Here is an 18,567-nt window from a genome sequence, read left to right as displayed (position 1 = left end):
GTCCTGCTCGTCCGCGTCAGCCCTGGTCGGCCTTCTCGTTCAATTCGTCCAGGAGTTGGACGAGTTCGGCGGGCCACACGGTCTCCGTCGTGGTGCGCAGTTCCTCCCGGCTCCACCACCGCCAGCCGCGGATGCCGTCCTGGGCGTGGGCGGCGGCGAGGTGGGCGCCGGTGGGTTCGCGGCGCGGTCCGTGGGTGACGTAGAGGCGTTCGTGCTGGTGGGTCGGGACGCCGGCGAAGGTGAGGTCGGTCTCGCTGGTGCGGAGCAGGGGGCCGGGCTCCAGGTCGGTCCAGCCGGTCTCCTCGCGGAGTTCGCGCAGGGCGGCCTCGCGTGGGCTCTCGTCGGCTTCGAGGCCGCCGCCGGGCAGTGCCCAGAAGGTGCCGTCGGTCTCGGAGTCGTCGTAGCGGAGGAGGAAGACGGCGCCGGTGGGGTCGAGTACCGCGACGCGGGCGGAGTGGCGGGTGGCGCGCAGTTGTTTGCGCAATACCGTGCAGGGGCGGCCGAGTTGGCGGTCCGGGCGGTGGTCGATGACCTTGTAGCCGAGGGTGGTCCAGAAGGCCAGGGCCGAGGGGTTGTTGTCAAGGACGGCGAGGCGTACGGCGGTTCGCCCGGCCGTGCGGAAGCGGTCCTCGACGAGGGATGCCAACTGCCGTCCGTGTCCCTGTTGTTGCTGTGTGGCGTCGATCATCAGGAGGCCGATCCAGGGGTCGTCGTCGGCGGGATCGGGATGGGTCCCCAGGGTGATCGCGATGCCGACGAGGCGTCCCGCGCCGCGTGCGAGCAGTACCTCCACCTCGGGGTCGGCCAGCTCGTCGGCCAACGCCGTCGCCACCTGCTCGGGCCGGATGTCCTGCGGGTCCGGGAAGTCGCCGCTGAGGGCGTGGAACGCGTGGTTGGAGGCGTAGAGGGCGGCGAGTTCGGTCAGCAGCTCGCCGGGCAGCGCACCGGCCTCGGTCGGCGTGAGCGGTTCGAGGAACATGGGGGAACGCTAACCGGAACGGGGCGGAGTGCTGAGTGTCGGCCGGGCTCGTCGTAGCGCGCGACCGGTCTAGCGGAACGGGATGTTCAGCCAGGGGCTGCCCGGGTCGGACGTCAGGATCCGGTGGGCCGCGACCATGTCCTGGTACCAGTCGCCGAACTCCTCCTCGTCGAAGTGCAGGCAGCGGCCGAGGATGTAGCCGGTGGAGAAGTCCGCCCAGGAGCGGTAGGCGAGGGTGGCGGCGCGGCCCGCGCGGATCAGGGCCGACTCCGTCTCCGGCAGGGTGCAGTAGCGGGCGCCCAGGCCCCAGCGGGCCATCTTCGAGGCGCGGCCCAGGTCCCAGGCCTCGACCGAGGTGACGTGGCGGTTCTCGTCGAGGATGCCGTCGGCCCGCATCCGGGCCTCGTAGCGGGTGATGCGGCCGATGAGGTGCTGGACGCCCGCGATGCGGGCCTCGGTCTCGGCGGCGGGGCGCGGGTCGGTCTTCGTGACGCCGTCCTCGGTGATGACGGTGGAGCCCTCGGAATCGGCGCGGATGACGGTGGCCACGGCCTGCCGCCAGTAGCCGGTGTCGACGTGGCCGCCGAAGTCGCGGGCGATGGTGCGGCGCAGGCTGAGCGCGAACTCCCATACGGAGCTGGAGGCTTCGGCGGCGAGCAGGTTGCGCAGGTGGTGCTGCCACTCGGCGCGGGTGGTGATGCCCCACCACTCGCGCAGGCGCCGGCGTTCGCCGTCGTAGCCGCTGCCGTGCCAGGCCGGCGCGTTCCACAGGGAGCCGTTGCTGACGCAGAGGAGGGCGCCGCAGGCCAGGCCGTGGGCGACGGGGCCGTGCAGTGCTCCGCCGACGTGGAGGGCGCGCAGGCGCATCGCGGTGGCGGGGGTGCCGATGTGTTCGGCCGCGCGGGACCAGTCCGTGGTGCCCGGGGGGCCGTAGGGGAGGGCGAGTTCGCTGGGGGTGCCGGGGTTGACGACGAGGGTGGGCGGGCACTGCGGGGTCCAGGCCTCGGCTATCCAGCGCAGTGAGGCGCGCGAGTAGACCATGTCGGTGCGGGGGGCGGGGAGCATGCCGTCGGTGAACAGTTCCCAGTGCCTGGTGCCGCGTCGGACGTCTCGGATGAACACCCGGTGCACACGGTCGGGTTGGGCGTCGTAGGCCTCGCGGGACATCTCGTAGTAGAGGTGGGTCCGGGCGAGCACGTCGTGGTACGCGGGCCGGTCGCCGCGCGCTCTTGCCTCGGCGAGGGCCCGTTCGGTCTCGGTCGGCGGGATCCAGGCGGGCGGACCGGTGGGCGGGGGAGGCCCGAAACCGGCGGAGGGCGGTCCGAACGACATGGGTGCGCTGTCCTTCCAGGGTCCAGCCGCTGCTGACCCCGGCACACTGCCACACGGGTCTGAGACACCCCTGTGGGCCCCCGGCCGTGATCAGGCGGCCGGGGGTCGCGCACAGACGGGGCGTCCGTCAGACGTTCACACCGAAGTCCTGGGCGATGCCGACCAGGCCCGAGGCGTAACCCTGGCCCACGGCGCGGAACTTCCACTCCGCGCCGTTGCGGTACAGCTCACCGAAGACCATCGCGGTCTCCGTCGCCGCGTCCTCGGAGAGGTCGTAGCGGGCGATCTCGGCGCCGCCGGCCTGGTTCACGATGCGGATGTACGCGTTGCGGACCTGGCCGAAGTTCTGCGAGCGGGCTTCCGCGTCGTAGATCGAGACCGGGAAGACGATCTTGTCGATGTCGGCCGGGAGGCCGGCCAGGTTGACGTTGATCGCCTCGTCGTCGCCGGCGCCCTCGCCCGTGCGGTTGTCGCCGGTGTGGACGATGGTCTGGTCCGGGGTCTGCTTGTTGTTGAAGAAGATGAAGTGGTTCTCCGAGTAGACCTTGCCCTCGGGGTTGACCGCGATGGCGGAGGCGTCGAGGTCGAAGTCCGTGCCGGTGGTGGTGCGGACGTCCCAGCCGAGGCCTACGGTGACGGCGGTCAGGCCCGGGGCCTCCTTGGTGAGCGAGACGTTGCCACCCTTGGACAGGCTTACAGCCATTGTTGGGAGTCCTTCCCTCGTTGCGGTGCGGGCTTCGTACTGGGGACGAAGCTACCGGTACCCCTATGAACGCCAAGAGGGGTATCGAAGGTTCCAGGTGGCTTTACTTTCTTTACCTGCCCTTTCATCAGCCGCTCCCGCCGGAACGTCCGGGGTAATTGGCGTGACGTGGACCGGACAGTCAGGCGACCATGGGGACATGTCCGGTCCTTATCTCATCCGCGGCTCCGTCTCCCTGCCCGAGGCCGAGCTCATGTGGCGTTTCTCGCGGTCGTCGGGGCCGGGCGGGCAGCACGTCAACACCAGCGACTCCCAGGTGGAGCTGCGCTTCGACCTGGCGAAGACCGAGGCCCTGCCCGAGGTGTGGAAGGCGCGGGCGCTGGAGCGGCTCGCCTCGCGGCTCGTCGACGGCGTGGTGACGGTACGGTCCTCCGAGCACCGCTCGCAGTGGCGCAACCGCGAGACCGCCGCGGTGCGCCTCGCGGCGCTGCTCGCGGAGGCCACCGCGCCCCCGCCGAAGCCGCGCCGGCCCACCCGGATTCCCCGAGGCATCAACGAACGCCGCCTGCGCGAGAAGAAGGCCCGCTCGGACACGAAGCGGGGCCGGACCGGCCGGGACTGGGGGTAATCCCGCGCCGCCCGGATCTCCGGCCGGATCTCCGGCCGTGCCTCCGACCGCAACTCCGGCTGCTTTCCCGCGAGAATTCCCACGGTGACAGGTGGGTGAATTTCTCGCCGCCGGGTTCCGAACCCGGCGGTCCTTCCGGTCCCGGTGGTCCTTCCGGTCCGGGCGGTCCTTCCGGTCCCGGTGGGCCCGCCGGACGGTTCGCTTTCGCGCCGCACGACCACTTCGCGCTGCCGTTTCGGGAGATCGCGTTCATCGTCGGCCATCTCCCCATGGTGGTACGGCAGTTGCAGTCGGCCGCCGCACGGGAGGGGTGCTTCACGGCACGGCCCGCACTGGTGGACGGCGCCACCGGAGCGGGCGGCGCGGCTACGTCAGTTCCAGTACGCCGACCGTCTCGCCGCCGCTCAGCTCCCCGTTGGGCCGGAATCCCAGGCCCGTGTAGAACCCGGCGGGGCCGGAACGGACCTCGTGTCAGGCGGAGTTGCCCCGGGTGATCTCTTCGAGGCGGGGGCCATGTTCTGTGGTGGTCGGTGCCATGGGGGGACGGTAGGGGGAGTGCTCGGGGGTGGGCGAATGGATTCGGGGTCAGCCCAACTGTCGGTATCTGCCTCGGAAATAGGTCAGTGGGCCGCCGTCCGTGCCGGTCGTCTCGGCCGTGAGGACGCGGCCGATGACGAGGGTGTGGTCCCCGGCCGGTACCCGTTGTTCCGTGCGGCATTCGAGGGTGGCGAGGGCGCCGCGCACCAGGGGGGCGCCGGACGCGGCGCCGTGGACGTAGGGGATGTCGTCGAAGAGGAGGCGGTCGCTGATGCGGCCCTTCATGGCGAAGCGGCCCGCGATGTGGCGCTGGCTCTCGGCGAGGACGGAGACGGCCCACAGGGGCTGTTCGTCGAGGAGGTCGTCCATGCGGGAGCCGTTGCGGAGGCTGACCAGGACCAGCGGCGGGTCCAGGGACACCGACATGAAGGCGGTCGCGGTCATGCCGACGTCCTCGCCGACCGGGGCGTGCGGGTCGTCCGGGTCGTACGGCTCCTCGTGCGCGGTCACCAGGACCACGCCCGCGGCCAGCCGGGCGAGGGCGGCGCGGAACTCGTCGTTGCTCACCCCCACAGCATGCCCGGAGGGAGCGGACTCGGTGATCGACGCGGTGTTCAGCACGCCGGGAACGCTAGTCTCCGAGTGCCGTGCGGTGCATCGGACTTCGGTCGCAACGGGGTCCTAGGTCCAATGGCCCACGCGGTGGGACGGCGTCGTGCATCATGTCCACACACCCACAAAGTTTGCGTTCAGTAAACGCACAGGGAAAATGCAGAAACTCCACTCAATTGTTCATCTTCCGCTGTGACTTGAGTCACAAGGGGTAGTAATTGTTGACCCTGTGTACCGAGTGGGCAGCGCGCTGTGATTCAGTGGCGGGGAAGAAGACCCTTGATTCGCTGCGAGGTCTCGGGGGGAGGGCGAGCATGGAGACCGAGTCGGAACCCTACGTCCGTCTTGAGAACCTGCGGCAACTGCATACGGTCATGGCGGACATGAACACCGCCCGCAGCCTGGCGGACACCCTGCAGACCGTCGCCGACGGCGTGGTCAACGGACTCGGGTACGAGCTGGCGTGCGTCAACCTCGTGCGCCCGGACGGCGACCTCGTGGTCGCCGCGTTCTCCGGCAACTCCGCCGCCGAGGCACTCATCACCGGCCGCGTCGGCTCCCGCGCCTCCTGGGAGCGCCGGCTCGGCATGGGCGAGGGCTGGGGCGACCTGCGGTTCATCCCGCACACCGAGGGCTGGGTCCTCGACGAGGACGACGTACCGCAGTGGTACACCGACGGCCCCGCGCCCCGCTTCGAGGACGAGTGGCACCCCTCCGACCGGCTGTTCGCGCCCATGTACACGCCCGGCGTCTCCGGCGGCTCGTGCGGCGAACTGATCGGCGTCCTGTCCGTGGACCGCCCGCGCAACGGCCGCAGGCCCGGCGCGTGGGGGCGCGAAGCGCTCCAGATGTACGCCTTCCAGGCCGCCATCGCGATCAGCAACGCGCGTCTACGTGCGAATATGCAACGCGCACTTGTCAGACTCGAACGCGAGCAACAGGCCCTGCGCGCCAGCGAGGAGAGCTTCCGGCAGGCCTTCGAGTACGCCCCCTCCGGCATGGCGATAGCCGAGATGGGCGGCGACCAGCACGGCCGAATACTCCGCAGCAACGACGCCCTGTGCCGCCTGCTGGGCCGCCCCGCCTCCGCGATGCGCCGCTACTCCTTCTCGGACCTCGTCCACCCCGAGGACATAGGCACCCTGCTGAGAACCTCGGCGGAGGGCGGACGCGCGGAACTCCGCCTGGGCCGCCGGGACGGCACCTACGTCTGGGTCTCGCTGCGCAACTCCGTCGTCGCCGACGCCGCCGACGGGCCGCGCTTCCTCCTCTCCCACGTCGAGGACATAGAGGACCGCAAGCGCCGCGAGCTGCAACTCGCCCACCGCGCCGCGCACGACGCGCTCACCGGCCTGCCGAACTCGGCCGAGCTGCGCACCCGCCTCTCCGCCCGCCTCTGCCAGCGCCCGCAGTCCGCGTTCCCCGGCGAGGCCGAGTCCATCGACGCCGCCTACGGACACCCGGCCTACGACGCGAACGGCCACGGCTTCGACTACCCCCGCGGGACCGATCTCCTCGACGCCTACGACCACCACGTCCACACCGTCGCCCCCGAGGGCGAGCGCGACGACGGCACCAAGGGGCTCGCGGTCCTCTTCTGCGACCTCGACGGCTTCAAGTCGATCAACGACCGGTTCGGGCACAACGCGGGTGACGCGGTTCTCATCGAGGTCGCCCGCCGGCTCGGCCGGGCCGTGCGCGACGGCGACACGGTGGCCCGGCTCGGCGGCGACGAGTTCGTGGTCCTCGCCGACGGCCTCGGCAAGGCCGACGCCGCCGACCTCGCCGTACGCCTGCGGAACGAGATCATCCAGCCCATCCGGGTCGACGGCCGGGCCATGCGGGTCGGGGCCAGCTTCGGCATCGGGTGGGCCCACTGCGGCATGACGGCGGACGAGGTGTTGAAGTCCGCCGACGAACGGATGTACATCGAGAAACGATCTCGTCCCAAACAGCACAGACGCGCGGGATGATCTCCAGGTCAGCGTTGTGATGCCGTCCGAGTCACCCGTTTGGACCACGCGGAGCGGGTAGGCTCGCAGTTCTCCAGACGTATCGAAGATGCAATCGAAGACGAAATCGAAGACGCATCCGAAGCTGACGTACCCGCACCCGCACCTGTTGAGGAGTACCTAGGGATGACGCCCGGCAACAACGGCGCGAGCACGCCCGAGGACGACGACCCGTTCGGCTATCTGTACGAGGACGGCCAGGCCGCCGGAGCCCAGCCGCCGTCCGGCGGCGGCTACGGCTACCCGGGCTCGGTCAACCGGGTGCGCGCGGTCGGCGAGCGCCAGTACGGCGGCCAGCCGGCCGCCGCCCCCACGGCCCAGTACCAGCAGCCCTACGGCCAGACCGTCCCGCAGCAGCAGGCCTACGGCGGCCAGCCGAACGCGCACTACCAGGCCCCGGAGTCCTTCGGCCCCCCGCCCACCCAGCAGCCCCCGTCCTACGACGGCGGTCGCGGCGGCGGCCGGGGGCGCGGCCCCAACACCAAGGGCCTGCTGATCGGCGCGATAGCCGTGGTCGCAGCGGTGGTCATCGGCATCAGCGTGGCGATGATGAACGGCAGCGGCGACGACAACAAGACGAACGACCAGGCGGGCAGCACACCCTCCGCCTCGTCGAGCGCCTCGTCGAGCCCGTCGGCCAGCTCCAGCGCGTCGAGCGGACTGGACACCCAGACCATCGACGCCAAGGCGCTGAAGCTGGAGGGCGGCGCCACCCTGGCCTCGGACGTCAAGGGCGCCGACGCCGACGGCGGGATCTACGTGACGGGCCTGAACACGGTCGGCGCCTCCGTCTCCTGGCAGATCAACGGCATCCCCTCGGACGGCACCTACACGGTCTTCGCGCACTACAGCTCGACCAGCGACGACCAGCACATGACGCTCAGCATCAACGGCAAGAAGTTCGGCAGCCCGTTCAGCCTGAAGAACTACGCGCAGGCCGCGGACGGCGACTTCGCGAAGGGCTGGACGACCAGCTTCGCCTGGCCGAGCCTCACCAAGGGCAGCAACACCGTCACCCTGTCCTGCGAGAGCGGCGACAACTGCAATGTCCTGCTGGACCAGTTGTGGGTGAAGCAGGGGCAGGTCAAGAAGTAGCCGACCCGGCCCGACAGGCTTGATCCGGCCCGATTCGCCGACTCGCCTCACGCCGCGGTGGCGTCCCCCGTCACCGCGACCCGCCCCAGCAGTTCCTGGTAGGCCGCGCGGTCGAACTCGCCCGCCACCGGCGCCAGTACGGTCGCCGCCGACAGGGCGACCGCCCGGGCCAGCCGGTCCGGCCAGGGCAGGCGTTCCACCAGGCCCGAGAGCAGGCCCGCGACCGCCGAGTCGCCCGCGCCGGTCGGGTTGCCGCGCATCCGGGCCGGGGGTGTCGCGTGCCAGGTGCCCTCCGGGGTCGCCGCCAGCAGCCCCCCTGCGCCCAGCGAGGCGACCACTGTGCGGGCGCCCCGCCGCCGCGCGTCCCGGGTGGCCCGTGACGGGTCGTGGGAGCCGGTGAGTTCGGCCAGTTCGTCGGCGTTGGGCTTGACGATGTCGGGACGGGCGGCGACCCCGCGACGCAGCGGTTCGCCGCCGGTGTCGAGGAGCACGGGCACACCGGCGCCCCGCGCCGTCCGTACCAGACCCGCGTACGCGCCCACCGGCACCCCGGGCGGCAGGCTCCCGCACAGCGCCACCGCGGACACCCCGTGCAGCAGGCTCTCGTACGCCTCCTGGAACGCCGACCACTCCGCCGAAGCGACCGTCGGGCCGGGCTCGTTGAGTTGAGTCGTGTCACCGCTCGACTCGTCCACGATCGCCGTCGTCCGCCGGGTGGCACCCGAGACCGGGACCAGCGCGTCCAACACCCCCGGCGTTCCGGTGAGTTGGTCCTGCACGGCCCGTCCGGTGGACCCGCCCACGAACCCGGTCACCGTCACCTCGTGGCCGAGGGCGGCCAGCACCCGGGCCACGTTCAGCCCCTTGCCGCCGGGCCGCTCGCTCACCTCGGAGACGCGGTGCGTGCCGTGCGGCCGCAACTCCCGTACCCGGTAGGTGATGTCGAGCGCGGTGTTGAGTGTGACGGTGAGAATCACCCGCGTCGACCTCCCCCGACTTCCGCGTGAACGCGCTTGTTCCGGAGGCACGATGATGTCAAACGGGAGGCGGTCCTCCCAGTCCCCCGGGACAACCGCCGCCCTCGACCACGTCACATGTCAGCCCAGTCGGGGCTCGACCACCCAAGTGCCGCGCCGCATCACGCCCTTGAGATCGAAGGCGGAGTCCAGCAGCACCAGGTCGGCGTACTTGCCGGGCTCCAGCGAGCCGATCTCGTCGTAACTCCCCAGCAGTCTGGCCGGGTTGGCGGAGATCGCGGCGACCACGTCCTGGACCGGCAGCCGGTCGACCGTCACCGAGCGCTTGAAGGCCCGGTCCAGGGTCAGCGTCGAGCCGGCGATCGAACCGCCCTCCACCAGCCGTGCCACCCCGTCACTGACCTCGACCTCCAACGGGCCGAGCATGTACCGGCCGTCGCCGAAGCCCGCCGCGTCCATCGCGTCCGTGATGAGCGCCACCCGGTCCGCGCCCGCGTGGTGGAACGCCAACTCGAGGGCCGCCGGGTGCAGATGCGTACCGTCGTTGATCAACTCGACGGTGACGCGCTCGTCTTCGAGGAGCGCCGCGATCGGTCCGGGCTCGCGGTGGCCGAGCTGCGGCATCGCGTTGTAGAGGTGCGTGGCGACCGTGGCGCCCGCGTCGATCGCCTGCGCCGTCTGCTCGTAGGAGGCGTCCGTGTGCCCGATCGCCGCGATCACGCCGTGCTCGACGAGCAGCCGTACGGAGTCGAGGCCGCCCGGGAGTTCGGTCGCGAGGGTGACCATCCTGGCGCTGCCGCGCGCCGCGTCGACCAGCTTGCGCACGTCCGCCGGGTCGGGATCGCGCAGCAGGCCCTCGGAGTGGGCGCCCTTGCGGCACGGCGAGATGAACGGGCCCTCGAAGTGGATGCCGGCGAGGTCGCCCTGCTCGGTGAGTTCGGAGAGGAGCCCGGCGCGCTGGGCCAGGAAGTCCATCTCGCCGGTGACGGTCGAGGCGACGAGGGTGGTGGTGCCGTGCAGGCGGTGGGTGTGGATGCCCTTGAGGACGTCGTCGACCGTGCCGGAGGTGAAGGAGGCTCCGCCGCCGCCGTGGTTGTGCAGGTCGACGAAGCCCGGGACCAGCCAGTGGCCGGTGACGTCGAGGACCGGGGCGTCGTCGGGGGCGGCAGCGGCGATGCGGGTGCCGTCGACGACGACCCGGCCTCCGTCCGCGATCCCGGTCGGCAGCACGACCCTCGCTCCGGCCAGCACCGTCGTGTTCCCGGTCGTCGCGGAGTGCGGGTGCGTCGTGGCCGGTCGTGCCTCGCGGCGGAGCCGCATGTCGACGCTGTCCCGCGCCCCTGGGTGGGCTGCCATCAGGGTGCTACCTCCGTACGGTCGGTTGAGTTGAGGAGGTCCCAGGCCAGGAGCCCGGCACCCAGACATCCGGCGGTGTCCCCGAGGGCCGCCGGGACGATCGACGGCAGCTTCTGGAAGGTGACCCGTCGTCGCACCGCGTCCCGCAGTGGTGTGAACAAGGTTTCCCCCGCCTCGGCCAGGCCGCCACCGATGATGATCGTGCGGGGGTCCAGGAGGGTGAGGGCGGTGACGAGGCCGTCGGCGAGGGCGTCCACGGCCCGCTGCCAGACGGCCGTGGCGCTGGTGTCCCCGGCGTCGACGGCCTTGGCGCAGTCGGCCGCGTCCGCCCCCGGATCGCCGGAGGCCGCCGCCCACGCCTCCGTCACCGCCGCCGCCGACGCGTACCGCTCCAGGCAGCCGGTCTGGCCGCAGGGGCAGGGCGCGCCGCCGGGTCGTACGACGATGTGGCCGATCTCGCCCGCGAAGCCGTGGGCGCCCGCCTCCACCCGGCCGTCGATGCCGATCGCGCCCGCTATGCCGGTGCCCAGCGGGACGAACAGGAAGCGGTCGGCGCCCCGGCCCGCGCCGATCCGGCCCTCGGCGAGGCCGCCGGTGCGCACGTCGTGGCCGAGGGCGACGGGGACACCGCCGAGCCGGGCGGCGAGCAGGTCGCGCAGCGGCAGGTCGCGCCAGCCGAGGTTGGCCGAGTAGGCGGCGATGCCCCGCTCGGCGTCGACGATGCCGGGGACGGCGACTCCGGCGGCGGACGCGGGCTGGCCGTACCGCTCCTCGCCGTACGCGCGCAGTTCGGCGGCGAAGCCGAGGATGTGCTCGACGACCGCGTCCGGTCCGTGTTCGCGGCCGGTGGCGCGGCGGGCCCGGTGCAGCAGCTCGCCGCGGGTCCCCACTAGGGCGGCCTTCATCCCGGTGCCGCCCACGTCGAGGGCGATGACATGTCTCACGGGGGACAGTGTGGCCCGCCGACCCGCGAGAGGTCTAGTCCACTCACGTGGTGTAGACCTTATGGGTTCGCGGAGCGAACGTCACGACAGCAAAGGTTGGGGAGTCGTAGTGCAGCGGCGCAGGACAGGAATGATCGCGGCGACGTCCGTACTGGGCATGACGGCGGTCCTCGGCGGCTGCGGCCTCGGCGGCGGCTCCGGCGACGTCACCCTCAGGCTCGTCGCCGCGGACTACGGCGACTCCGCGTCCAACAGTTCGCGGAAGTACTGGGACGGGCTCGTCACGGCGTACGAGGCCAAGCACCCCGGTGTGCGGGTCGACGTCAGCGTGTACTCGTGGAACGAGGTCGACGCCAAGGTCAAGGCGATGGTCGACGCGGGCAAGGCCCCCGACATGGCGCAGATCGGGGCGTACGCCGACTACGCCACCGAGGGCAGGCTGTACTCCACCGCCGACCTGCTCTCCATCCCCGTGGAAGCGGACTTCCTGGAGCCGCTCGCGGACGCGGGGCAGGTGAACCAGGTCCAGTACGGCATGCCGTTCGCCGCGTCCACGCGCGTCCTCTTCTACAACAAGACCCTCTTCGCCAAGGCCGGCCTGACCCCGCCCAAGGACTGGAGCGAGCTGGCGGCGGACGCGCGGGCGCTGAAGGACCGGGGCGTGAAGTACCCGTTCGCGCTGCCGCTCGGCTCCGAGGAGGCGCAGGCCGAGACCATGCAGTGGCTGCTCGGCGGAGGCGGCGGCTACACCGACGACCTCGGCAGCACCTACACCCTCGACTCCACGGAGAACATCTCCACCTTCACCTGGCTGCGCGACAACCTCGTCGCCAAGGGGCTGACCGGGCCCGTCGCCCCCGCCGAGCTGAATCGCGCGGACGCGTTCGCCGCGTTCGCGAACGGTGACGTAGGCATGCTCAACGGACACCCGACGCTCATCCAGCAGGCGGCGAAGAAGGGCGTCAGCTTCGGCACGGTCGCGATGCCCGGACGCACCGGCAGGGCCAAGACCACGATGGGCGTCGCCGACTGGATGACCGCCTTCAAGCAGAACGGCCACCGCGACCAGATCGGCGACTTCCTCGACTACGTCTACAGCGAGAAGAACGTCCTCGCCTTCTCCCGCGAGTACGACCTGCTGCCGGTGACCAACTCCGCGTCGAAGGTGATGGAGGCGTCGCGGCAGGACCGGGCCTTGCGCCCGTTCCTGGAAGAACTCCCCCTCTCCACGCTCTACCCGGTCGGCAACACCTCCTGGGCCACGGTCAGCGCCGACATCAAGCAGCGCATAGGGCAGGCGGTCGCCGCGCACGGCAGCCCCGGCGCGGTACTGGGCCAGCTGCAGGCGGCGGCCACGCTCGCGGAGAGCGGGAAGTAGCGGGAAGCAACGGGAAGCAGGGGACCGGTCAGAGGGAGGCGGGGCCGTTGTCAGTGGCGGGCGCTACCGTGCGGAACATGGACAAGGACCGCCCCTCGCGTCTCCCTCCCCTGCACCGGAGGGAACAGGACATCCTCGCGCTGGAGCGCCGCGGCTTCCCGGGCCCCGGCGCGAAGGAGCGCGCGATACGCGAGGAACTGGGCCTGGCCCCCGTGCGCTACTACCAGCTGCTCAACGCCCTGCTGGACGACGAGCGGGCGCTAGCCCACGACCCGGTGACGGTGAACCGGCTGAGACGGGTCCGTGAGACACGGCGCTCGGAGCGGTGAGGACCCGGCCGACGGCAGACCCCTGGCCGACCGGGCGAGGGGTGCGGTCGGCCCGGCCCGGATAGGGTCGAGGCATGGGCAGCCCTGAGGACTCCACCGGACACCACGACCCCGCAGCTCCCCCGCCCGCACTGCCGACCCCCGTCACCCGCGCCGGACGCGAGGGCCTCGAAGCGATCCTGGCGAAACCGGCCGCCGCGGTGGTCGGGCTCGACTTCGACGGCACGCTCGCCCCGATCGTCGCCGACCCCGAGCAGGCCCGCGCGCACCCGGGCGCGGTGCCCGCGCTGGCCGCCCTCGCGCCGAAGGTCGCCGCCGTCGCCGTGGTCACCGGCCGCCCGGCCGGAGTGGCGGTCCGCAACGGCGGCTTCGCGGGCGTACCCGGCCTGGAACACCTGGTCGTCCTCGGCCACTACGGCACGGAGCGCTGGGACGCGGTGAGTGCCACGGTCAGCGCCCCCGCCCCGCACCCCGGCGTCGCCGCGGTCCGCGCCGAACTCCCGGGCTTCCTGGACCGTATCGGCGCCTGGCAGGGCACCTGGATCGAGGAGAAGGGCCGCGCCCTCGCCGTCCACACCCGCCGCGCCGACGACCCCCAGGCCGCGTTCGAGGCGCTGCGCGGCCCCCTCACCGACTTCGCCGCCCGCCACGGCCTGATCGTCGAACCGGGCCGTATGGTCCTGGAGTTGCGCCCGCCCGGCATGGACAAGGGCGTGGCGCTCACCGAGTACCTGCGCGAGACCGGCGCCGAGTCCGTCCTTTACGCGGGCGACGACCTGGGCGACCTGCCCGCCTTCGCCGCGGTGGAGAAGCTCCGCTCCGACGGCGTCCCCGGCCTGCTGGTGTGCAGCGGCAACGACGAGGTCGCGGAACTACGCGAACGCGCGGACCTGGTGGTGGACGGCGCGGCGGGAGTCGTGGCCCTGCTGTCCGCGCTCGCGGCTCAACTCGGCTGATCCCGCAGGGCGTTCAGCTGGTCCAGGAACCACTGGGCCGGCGGCAGCGCCGTGGCCGCCGCGGCCAGCCGCTTCGTCCGCCCGGCGCGTTCCTCGTCCGGCATCGTCAGGGCCTCGTGGAGGGCGTCGGCCGTGGCGACGACGTCGTACGGGTTGACGGGGATCGCGTCCTTGCCGAGTTCCTGGAAGGCGCCCGCCTCGCGGGACAGGACCAGCGCGCAGCCCTCGTCGGAGACGACCGGGACCTCCTTGGCGACCAGGTTCATACCGTCGCGGATGGGATTGACGAGGACGACGTCGGCGAGGCGGTACGCGGCCAGGGAGCGGGCGAAGTCGTCCTTGACGTGCAGGACGACCGGGGTCCAACCAGGCTTCCCGTAAAGGGAGTTGATCTCCTTCGCGAGCCGTCGCACCTCGGCCGTGTAGTCCCGGTACACGGCGAGGTCCTGCCGGGACGGGTAGGCGAAGGCCACGTGCACGACCCGTTCCCGCCACTCGGGGTGGTCGTCGAGCAGTTGCCGGTACGCCAGCAGGCCGCGCACGATGTTCTTCGACAGCTCGGTCCGGTCCACCCGGACGATCGTCCTGCGGCCCTCGCCGATCTCCTCGCGCAGCGCGGCCATCCGCTCCTCGACGTCCGGCTCGTGCGAGCGGACGCGCAGGAAGTCGGCGTCGGCACCGAGGCTGTGGACGCCGATGAACGTCTTCCGGGTGATCCGCTCGCGCCCGGTGTCCGGATCGCGCCGCACATGCTCGACCGCCCGGGGAGAACCCGTCGGCCACAAGGGGAGCCACCGGTAGGGATCGAGCCCCTGCACGCAGTTCTGGAACGCCGTCGCCCACGGCCAGGTCAGGAATCCCACCCGGTCCGCGCCGAGCAGGCCCTCCATGAGCCGTACCTGGATGTCGTCGGGCAGCATCCCGAAGTACTCCACCGGCGCCCACGGCGTGTGCGAGAAGTGGCCGATCCGCAGATCCGGCCGCAGTTCCCGCAGCATCCCCGGCACCAGGCACAGGTGGTAGTCCTGCACCAGCACCGCTGCCCCCTCGGCGGCCTCCTCCGCCAGCGCCGTCGCGAACGCCCGGTTGTACGTCTCGTACGACGCCCACTGGCGCCGGAACTCCGCGTCGAAGACCGGCTCCAGCGGGGTCTGGTAGAGCATGTGGTGGACGAACCACAGCACGGAGTTGGCGATGCCGTTGTACGCGTCGCTGTGCACGTCCGCGGGGATGTCCAGCATCCGTACGCCGTCCTCGCCGACCGCGCGCCGTACCGCCTCGCGGTCGCCGTCGGACAGCGCCGAGCACACCCACAGGGCGTCCGCGTCCGGGCCGATCGCCGACAGCCCGGACACCAGCCCGCCGCCGCCGCGCCTGGCGCGCAGCGCACCGTCGTCGCCGACCTCGTAGGAGACCGGGCCGCGGTTGGACGCGACGAGCACCTGGGCCTTCGCGGCCGACGTAGCTGACGTAGCTGACGTAGAAGCCATACGGCACAACCTAGCCCGGCCCGGAAACGCTCAAACGTGCGGACGGGGCGGGTTACGCCACCTTGCGGGACTGGTACTCGGCGATGTCCGCCATCGGCGGCCGTTCCTCCGTGTCCACGGAGTACGTGCGCGGCTCGAAACCGTCCGGACCCCGCTCGAACTGGGTCAGGGAGGGCCGGACGAGATGCCCGCGGGCCAGCCGGAGCTGGGCCGTGCGGTAGATCTGCGCGGCCATCCGCCCCAGCGCCTGCCCGTCCTGGTGCCGGTGCTTGCGCACACCGACGTCGACCTGCGCGAGCGCGTCCAGGCCCACCAGGTGCAGCGCGTCGACGAGCATGCCCAGTTCTACGCCGTAGCCGACGGGGAACGGCAGCTGCTCCAGCAGCGAGCGGCGGGCCGCGTACTCACCGCCCAACGGCTGGACGAATCCGGCCAGTTGGGGCCAGTGCATGTTCAGCAGCGGGCGGGCCATCAGCTCGGTGACCCGGCCGCCCTGTCCGGCCGCGCCGGCGAGCGGGCGGTCGTACATCGCCTTGACGAGGTCGACGCCCGGGTCGGTGAGCAGCGGGCCCACGATGCCGGTGACGAAGTCGGAGGAGAACTCCTTCAGGTCCGCGTCGACGAAGCAGACGATGTCCCCGCTCGTCACCAGCAGGGAGCGCCACAGCACCTCGCCCTTGCCGGGCACGGCGGGGATGCGGGGCAGGATGTCGTCGCGGTGCACCACCCGGGCGCCCGCCGCGGCGGCCACCTCGGAGGTGCGGTCGGTGGACCCGGAGTCGACGACGACGATCTCGTCGACGAGGGGGACCTGCTGCATGAGGTCGTGCCGGATGACGGCGACGATCTCGCCGACCGTCGCCTCCTCGTTCAGCGCGGGCAGCACGACGGAGACCGACTGGCCCGTGCGGTGCTTCGCGGCCAGGATCTTGTGGAGCGGCCGGTCGGTCAGGGACCAGGAGCGGGTGCTCAGCCAGTGCTCGACTTCCTTCAGCACGTTGCGCGGCTCCTCTGCGTTCCATCTCGCGGTTCGGACGGCTCACTCAACTGTCCTGGCCTTCGGTTACAGTCTTGAACAACGCTGATGACCATTACATGTCCGAGGCCGTCGGCGAGACAATTGCATACACAACTGAACACCGCTCATCCAGAGGGGCAGAGGGATACGGCCCGTTGAAGCCCCGGCAACCCTCCAGCCGGTCTTGTCGCATGTACACGTACATGTGCCGAGGCTCCCGGCTCGGGAAGGTGCCAAATCCGTCTCACGGCGAAACGCGTCGTGAGGAAGATGAGGAAAGGGCCTCGCCTCCATGGCTGCGCAGACTGTCGCAAGCACCACGAACACCGCGAACACTGACACCGGCTCCGCGAACGCCGTCGATCTCGGCCCCGCCACCGCGCTCTCCTGCCGCGAATGCGGCCACCGCGTCCCGCTCGGCCCGGTCTTCGCCTGCGAGGAGTGTTTCGGCCCGCTGGAGATCGCCTACGACTTCTCGGGCTACGACACCGAAGAGCTCCGCAAGCGGATCGAAGCGGGCCCCGCGAACATCTGGCGCTACGCGTCCCTCCTGCCCGTCCCCGCCGACGTGGCGACCAAGCCGAACATCAACCCCGGCTGGACCAAGCTCGTCCAGGCCGACAACCTCGCCCGCGCACTGGGCGTCGACGCCGGCAAGCTGTTCGTCAAGGACGACTCCGGCAACCCGACCCACTCCTTCAAGGACCGTGTCGTCGCGCAGGCCATCGAGGCGGCCCGCGCCTTCGACTTCACCACCCTCTCCTGCTCCTCCACCGGCAACCTCGCGGGCGCCGTCGGCGCCGCCGCCGCCCGGGCCGGCTTCCGCTCCTGCGTGTTCATCCCGCACGACCTGGAGCAGGGCAAGGTCGTCATGGCCGCGGTCTACGGCGGCGAGCTGGTCGGCATCGAGGGCAACTACGACGACGTGAACCGCTTCTGCTCCGAGCTGATCGGCGACCCGGCCGGCGAGGGCTGGGGCTTCGTCAACGTCAACCTGCGGCCGTACTACGCGGAGGGCTCCAAGACCCTGGCGTACGAGATCTGCGAGCAGCTCGGCTGGCGGCTCCCGGACCAGCTGGTCGTGCCGATCGCCTCCGGCTCGCAGCTCACGAAGATCGACAAGGGCCTCCAGGAACTGATCAAGCTGGGGCTCGTCGAGGACAAGCCGTACAAGATCTTCGGCGCCCAGGCGGAGGGCTGCTCGCCGGTGTCCGTGGCCTACAAGGCCGGGCACGACGTGGTCCGCCCGCAGAAGCCGAACACCATCGCCAAGTCCCTCGCCATCGGCAACCCGGCGGACGGGCCCTACGTCCTCGACATCGCCCGGCGCACGGGCGGTGCGGTGGAGGACGTGGACGACGAGCAGATCGTCGAGGCGATCAGGCTGCTGGCCCGCACCGAGGGCATCTTCGCCGAGACGGCGGGCGGGGTGACCGTGGGCGTGACGAAGAAGCTGATCGACAACGGCCTGCTGGACCCGACGCTCACCACGGTCGTGCTGAACACCGGCGACGGCCTCAAGACCCTGGACGCGGTCGCCGACACCGGCCTCACCGCGACCATCCGCCCGAACCTGGACTCCTTCCGAGAGGCTGGCCTCGCATGAGCGTGACCGTCCGCATCCCCACCATCCTGCGCACCTACACCGGCGGCAGGGCCGAGGTCGCCGCCGAGGGCGCCACCCTCGCCGAGGTCATCGGCGACCTGGAGAAGAACCACACCGGCATCGCCGCCCGCGTCCTGGACGACCAGGGCAAGCTGCGCCGGTTCGTCAACGTCTACGTCAACGACGACGATGTGCGGTTCGAGCAGGGGCTGGAGACGGCGACTCCGGACGGGGCCGGCGTCTCGATCATTCCGGCCGTTGCCGGGGGTTGATCGTTACCCTCGGTAACGTAGATTACCGAGTGTTCATCGAATTGCCTCTTCCGCGAGAGAAGCGGAGGGGGCAATTCTCTATGGTTGAGCACGGTACAGTTGGGGAACGCGCTCCATCCCGCATGCCGAACGCATATGAGTACCGGCTCCTTGTGCGACGAGAAGTAGCCAAAGTGTGTGGCTCTTTTGCGCCTTATGTGCCCTTTATCGGGCCCGACTTGCCCTGAAGTCGGACGAATTCTCCGTAAATTCCCGACCGGTCCTGCCCGGAATTCTCGTCGGATTGACCTGTTGCAGACGGCAGTTGGACGGATACATTCGGCCGCGGTCGACGCGTTCCGGC

General features: G+C 71.1%; 17 protein-coding genes, 1 pseudogene and 1 riboswitch. Of the genes and pseudogenes, 8 read left to right on the top strand and 10 right to left on the bottom strand.

Annotation, left to right across the window (positions count from 1 at the left end; genetic code table 11):
* Positions 1–16: 16 nt before the first annotated feature.
* The 3 genes from ACIQPR_RS05805 to ACIQPR_RS05795 all read right to left on the bottom strand — a co-directional run bounded on the left by ACIQPR_RS05805 (position 17) and on the right by ACIQPR_RS05795 (position 3,014).
* Positions 17–979, bottom strand: coding sequence for a GNAT family N-acetyltransferase (locus ACIQPR_RS05805; RefSeq protein ID WP_403642383.1), 963 nt, complete (start codon positions 977–979; stop codon positions 17–19).
* Positions 980–1,048: 69 nt separating this feature from the next.
* Complete coding sequence (locus ACIQPR_RS05800) at positions 1,049–2,311, bottom strand: DUF1266 domain-containing protein (protein ID WP_403642380.1); 1,263 nt, start codon at positions 2,309–2,311, stop codon at positions 1,049–1,051.
* A 127-nt stretch (positions 2,312–2,438) separates the two neighbouring features.
* Positions 2,439–3,014, bottom strand: a complete 576-nt coding sequence (locus tag ACIQPR_RS05795) for a TerD family protein (protein WP_403642377.1) — start codon at positions 3,012–3,014, stop codon at positions 2,439–2,441.
* Positions 3,015–3,213: 199 nt separating this feature from the next.
* Here ACIQPR_RS05795 and arfB point away from each other — a divergent pair, with 199 nt between their 5' ends.
* A complete protein-coding gene (gene arfB / locus ACIQPR_RS05790; protein WP_019072464.1) occupies positions 3,214–3,642 on the top strand; it encodes an alternative ribosome rescue aminoacyl-tRNA hydrolase ArfB in 429 nt (142 codons plus the stop codon).
* A 366-nt stretch (positions 3,643–4,008) separates the two neighbouring features.
* Here arfB and ACIQPR_RS05785 read toward each other — a convergent pair.
* Together ACIQPR_RS05785 and ACIQPR_RS05780 are read right to left on the bottom strand one after the other, a co-directional pair.
* Positions 4,009–4,113: pseudogene (locus ACIQPR_RS05785) on the bottom strand (GNAT family N-acetyltransferase); the annotation flags it as partial.
* 114 nt (positions 4,114–4,227) lie between these two features.
* Positions 4,228–4,800: a flavin reductase family protein gene (locus ACIQPR_RS05780; protein ID WP_403642373.1), complete on the bottom strand. Its 573-nt coding sequence runs from the start codon at positions 4,798–4,800 to the stop codon at positions 4,228–4,230.
* 305 nt (positions 4,801–5,105) lie between these two features.
* Between ACIQPR_RS05780 and cdgB the strand changes: the two genes are divergently transcribed.
* Together cdgB and ACIQPR_RS05770 are read left to right on the top strand one after the other, a co-directional pair.
* Positions 5,106–6,764 (top strand): diguanylate cyclase CdgB, encoded by a 1,659-nt coding sequence (gene cdgB / locus ACIQPR_RS05775; RefSeq protein WP_403642371.1) that lies wholly within the window; start codon positions 5,106–5,108, stop codon positions 6,762–6,764.
* Between the two features lie 165 nt (positions 6,765–6,929).
* Positions 6,930–7,898, top strand: a complete 969-nt coding sequence (locus ACIQPR_RS05770) for a carbohydrate-binding protein (protein ID WP_403642368.1) — start codon at positions 6,930–6,932, stop codon at positions 7,896–7,898.
* Between the two features lie 47 nt (positions 7,899–7,945).
* Here ACIQPR_RS05770 and ACIQPR_RS05765 read toward each other — a convergent pair whose 3' ends face one another.
* The 3 genes from ACIQPR_RS05765 to ACIQPR_RS05755 all read right to left on the bottom strand — a co-directional run bounded on the left by ACIQPR_RS05765 (position 7,946) and on the right by ACIQPR_RS05755 (position 11,175).
* Complete coding sequence (locus ACIQPR_RS05765; protein WP_403642366.1) at positions 7,946–8,875, bottom strand: 1-phosphofructokinase family hexose kinase; 930 nt, start codon at positions 8,873–8,875, stop codon at positions 7,946–7,948.
* A gap of 120 nt (positions 8,876–8,995) precedes the next feature.
* On the bottom strand, positions 8,996–10,231 hold the full coding sequence (nagA, locus tag ACIQPR_RS05760) for an N-acetylglucosamine-6-phosphate deacetylase (protein WP_403642363.1): 1,236 nt from the start codon (positions 10,229–10,231) through the stop codon (positions 8,996–8,998).
* Entirely contained in the window at positions 10,231–11,175 is a 945-nt protein-coding gene (locus tag ACIQPR_RS05755) for an ROK family protein (protein ID WP_403642361.1), read from the bottom strand. Before ACIQPR_RS05755 ends, nagA begins: the two co-directional genes overlap by 1 nt.
* A gap of 130 nt (positions 11,176–11,305) precedes the next feature.
* On the opposite strand from ACIQPR_RS05755, the gene ACIQPR_RS05750 reads away from it, so the two are divergent.
* From ACIQPR_RS05750 to otsB, 3 genes are all read left to right on the top strand, one after another.
* Positions 11,306–12,553 carry an extracellular solute-binding protein gene (locus tag ACIQPR_RS05750; protein WP_403642358.1) on the top strand — a complete coding sequence of 416 codons (1,248 nt, stop codon included), beginning with the start codon at positions 11,306–11,308 and terminating at the stop codon, positions 12,551–12,553.
* A gap of 77 nt (positions 12,554–12,630) precedes the next feature.
* On the top strand, positions 12,631–12,882 hold the full coding sequence (locus ACIQPR_RS05745) for a DUF3263 domain-containing protein (protein WP_381243906.1): 252 nt from the start codon (positions 12,631–12,633) through the stop codon (positions 12,880–12,882).
* Positions 12,883–12,956: 74 nt separating this feature from the next.
* Positions 12,957–13,838 (top strand): trehalose-phosphatase, encoded by an 882-nt coding sequence (gene otsB, locus ACIQPR_RS05740; RefSeq protein WP_403642355.1) that lies wholly within the window; start codon positions 12,957–12,959, stop codon positions 13,836–13,838.
* On the opposite strand, the gene ACIQPR_RS05735 is transcribed toward otsB, so the two are convergent.
* Both ACIQPR_RS05735 and ACIQPR_RS05730 read right to left on the bottom strand, forming a co-directional pair.
* Positions 13,826–15,328 (bottom strand): trehalose-6-phosphate synthase, encoded by a 1,503-nt coding sequence (locus ACIQPR_RS05735; protein WP_403642352.1) that lies wholly within the window; start codon positions 15,326–15,328, stop codon positions 13,826–13,828. The two genes, otsB and ACIQPR_RS05735, sit on opposite strands and share 13 nt — an antisense overlap.
* A 52-nt stretch (positions 15,329–15,380) precedes the next feature.
* A complete protein-coding gene (locus ACIQPR_RS05730; RefSeq protein ID WP_403642350.1) occupies positions 15,381–16,325 on the bottom strand; it encodes a glucosyl-3-phosphoglycerate synthase in 945 nt (314 codons plus the stop codon).
* A 143-nt stretch (positions 16,326–16,468) separates the two neighbouring features.
* Positions 16,469–16,623, top strand: a riboswitch (SAM riboswitch).
* Between the two features lie 15 nt (positions 16,624–16,638).
* Here ACIQPR_RS05730 and thrC point away from each other — a divergent pair.
* Together thrC and ACIQPR_RS05720 are read left to right on the top strand one after the other, a co-directional pair.
* The gene (gene thrC, locus ACIQPR_RS05725) at positions 16,639–17,952 is read left to right on the top strand and encodes a threonine synthase (protein WP_403642347.1); all 1,314 of its coding nucleotides are present in this window, start codon (positions 16,639–16,641) and stop codon (positions 17,950–17,952) included.
* Positions 17,949–18,224, top strand: coding sequence for a MoaD/ThiS family protein (locus ACIQPR_RS05720; protein ID WP_403642344.1), 276 nt, complete (start codon positions 17,949–17,951; stop codon positions 18,222–18,224). Before thrC ends, ACIQPR_RS05720 begins: the two co-directional genes overlap by 4 nt.
* Positions 18,225–18,567: the final 343 nt, after the last annotated feature.

Origin of the sequence: Streptomyces sp. NPDC091280, assembly GCF_044768565.1 — a bacterium.
Classification (GTDB): domain Bacteria; phylum Actinomycetota; class Actinomycetes; order Streptomycetales; family Streptomycetaceae; genus Streptomyces.
This window is presented reverse-complemented; position numbering and strand designations above follow the sequence as displayed.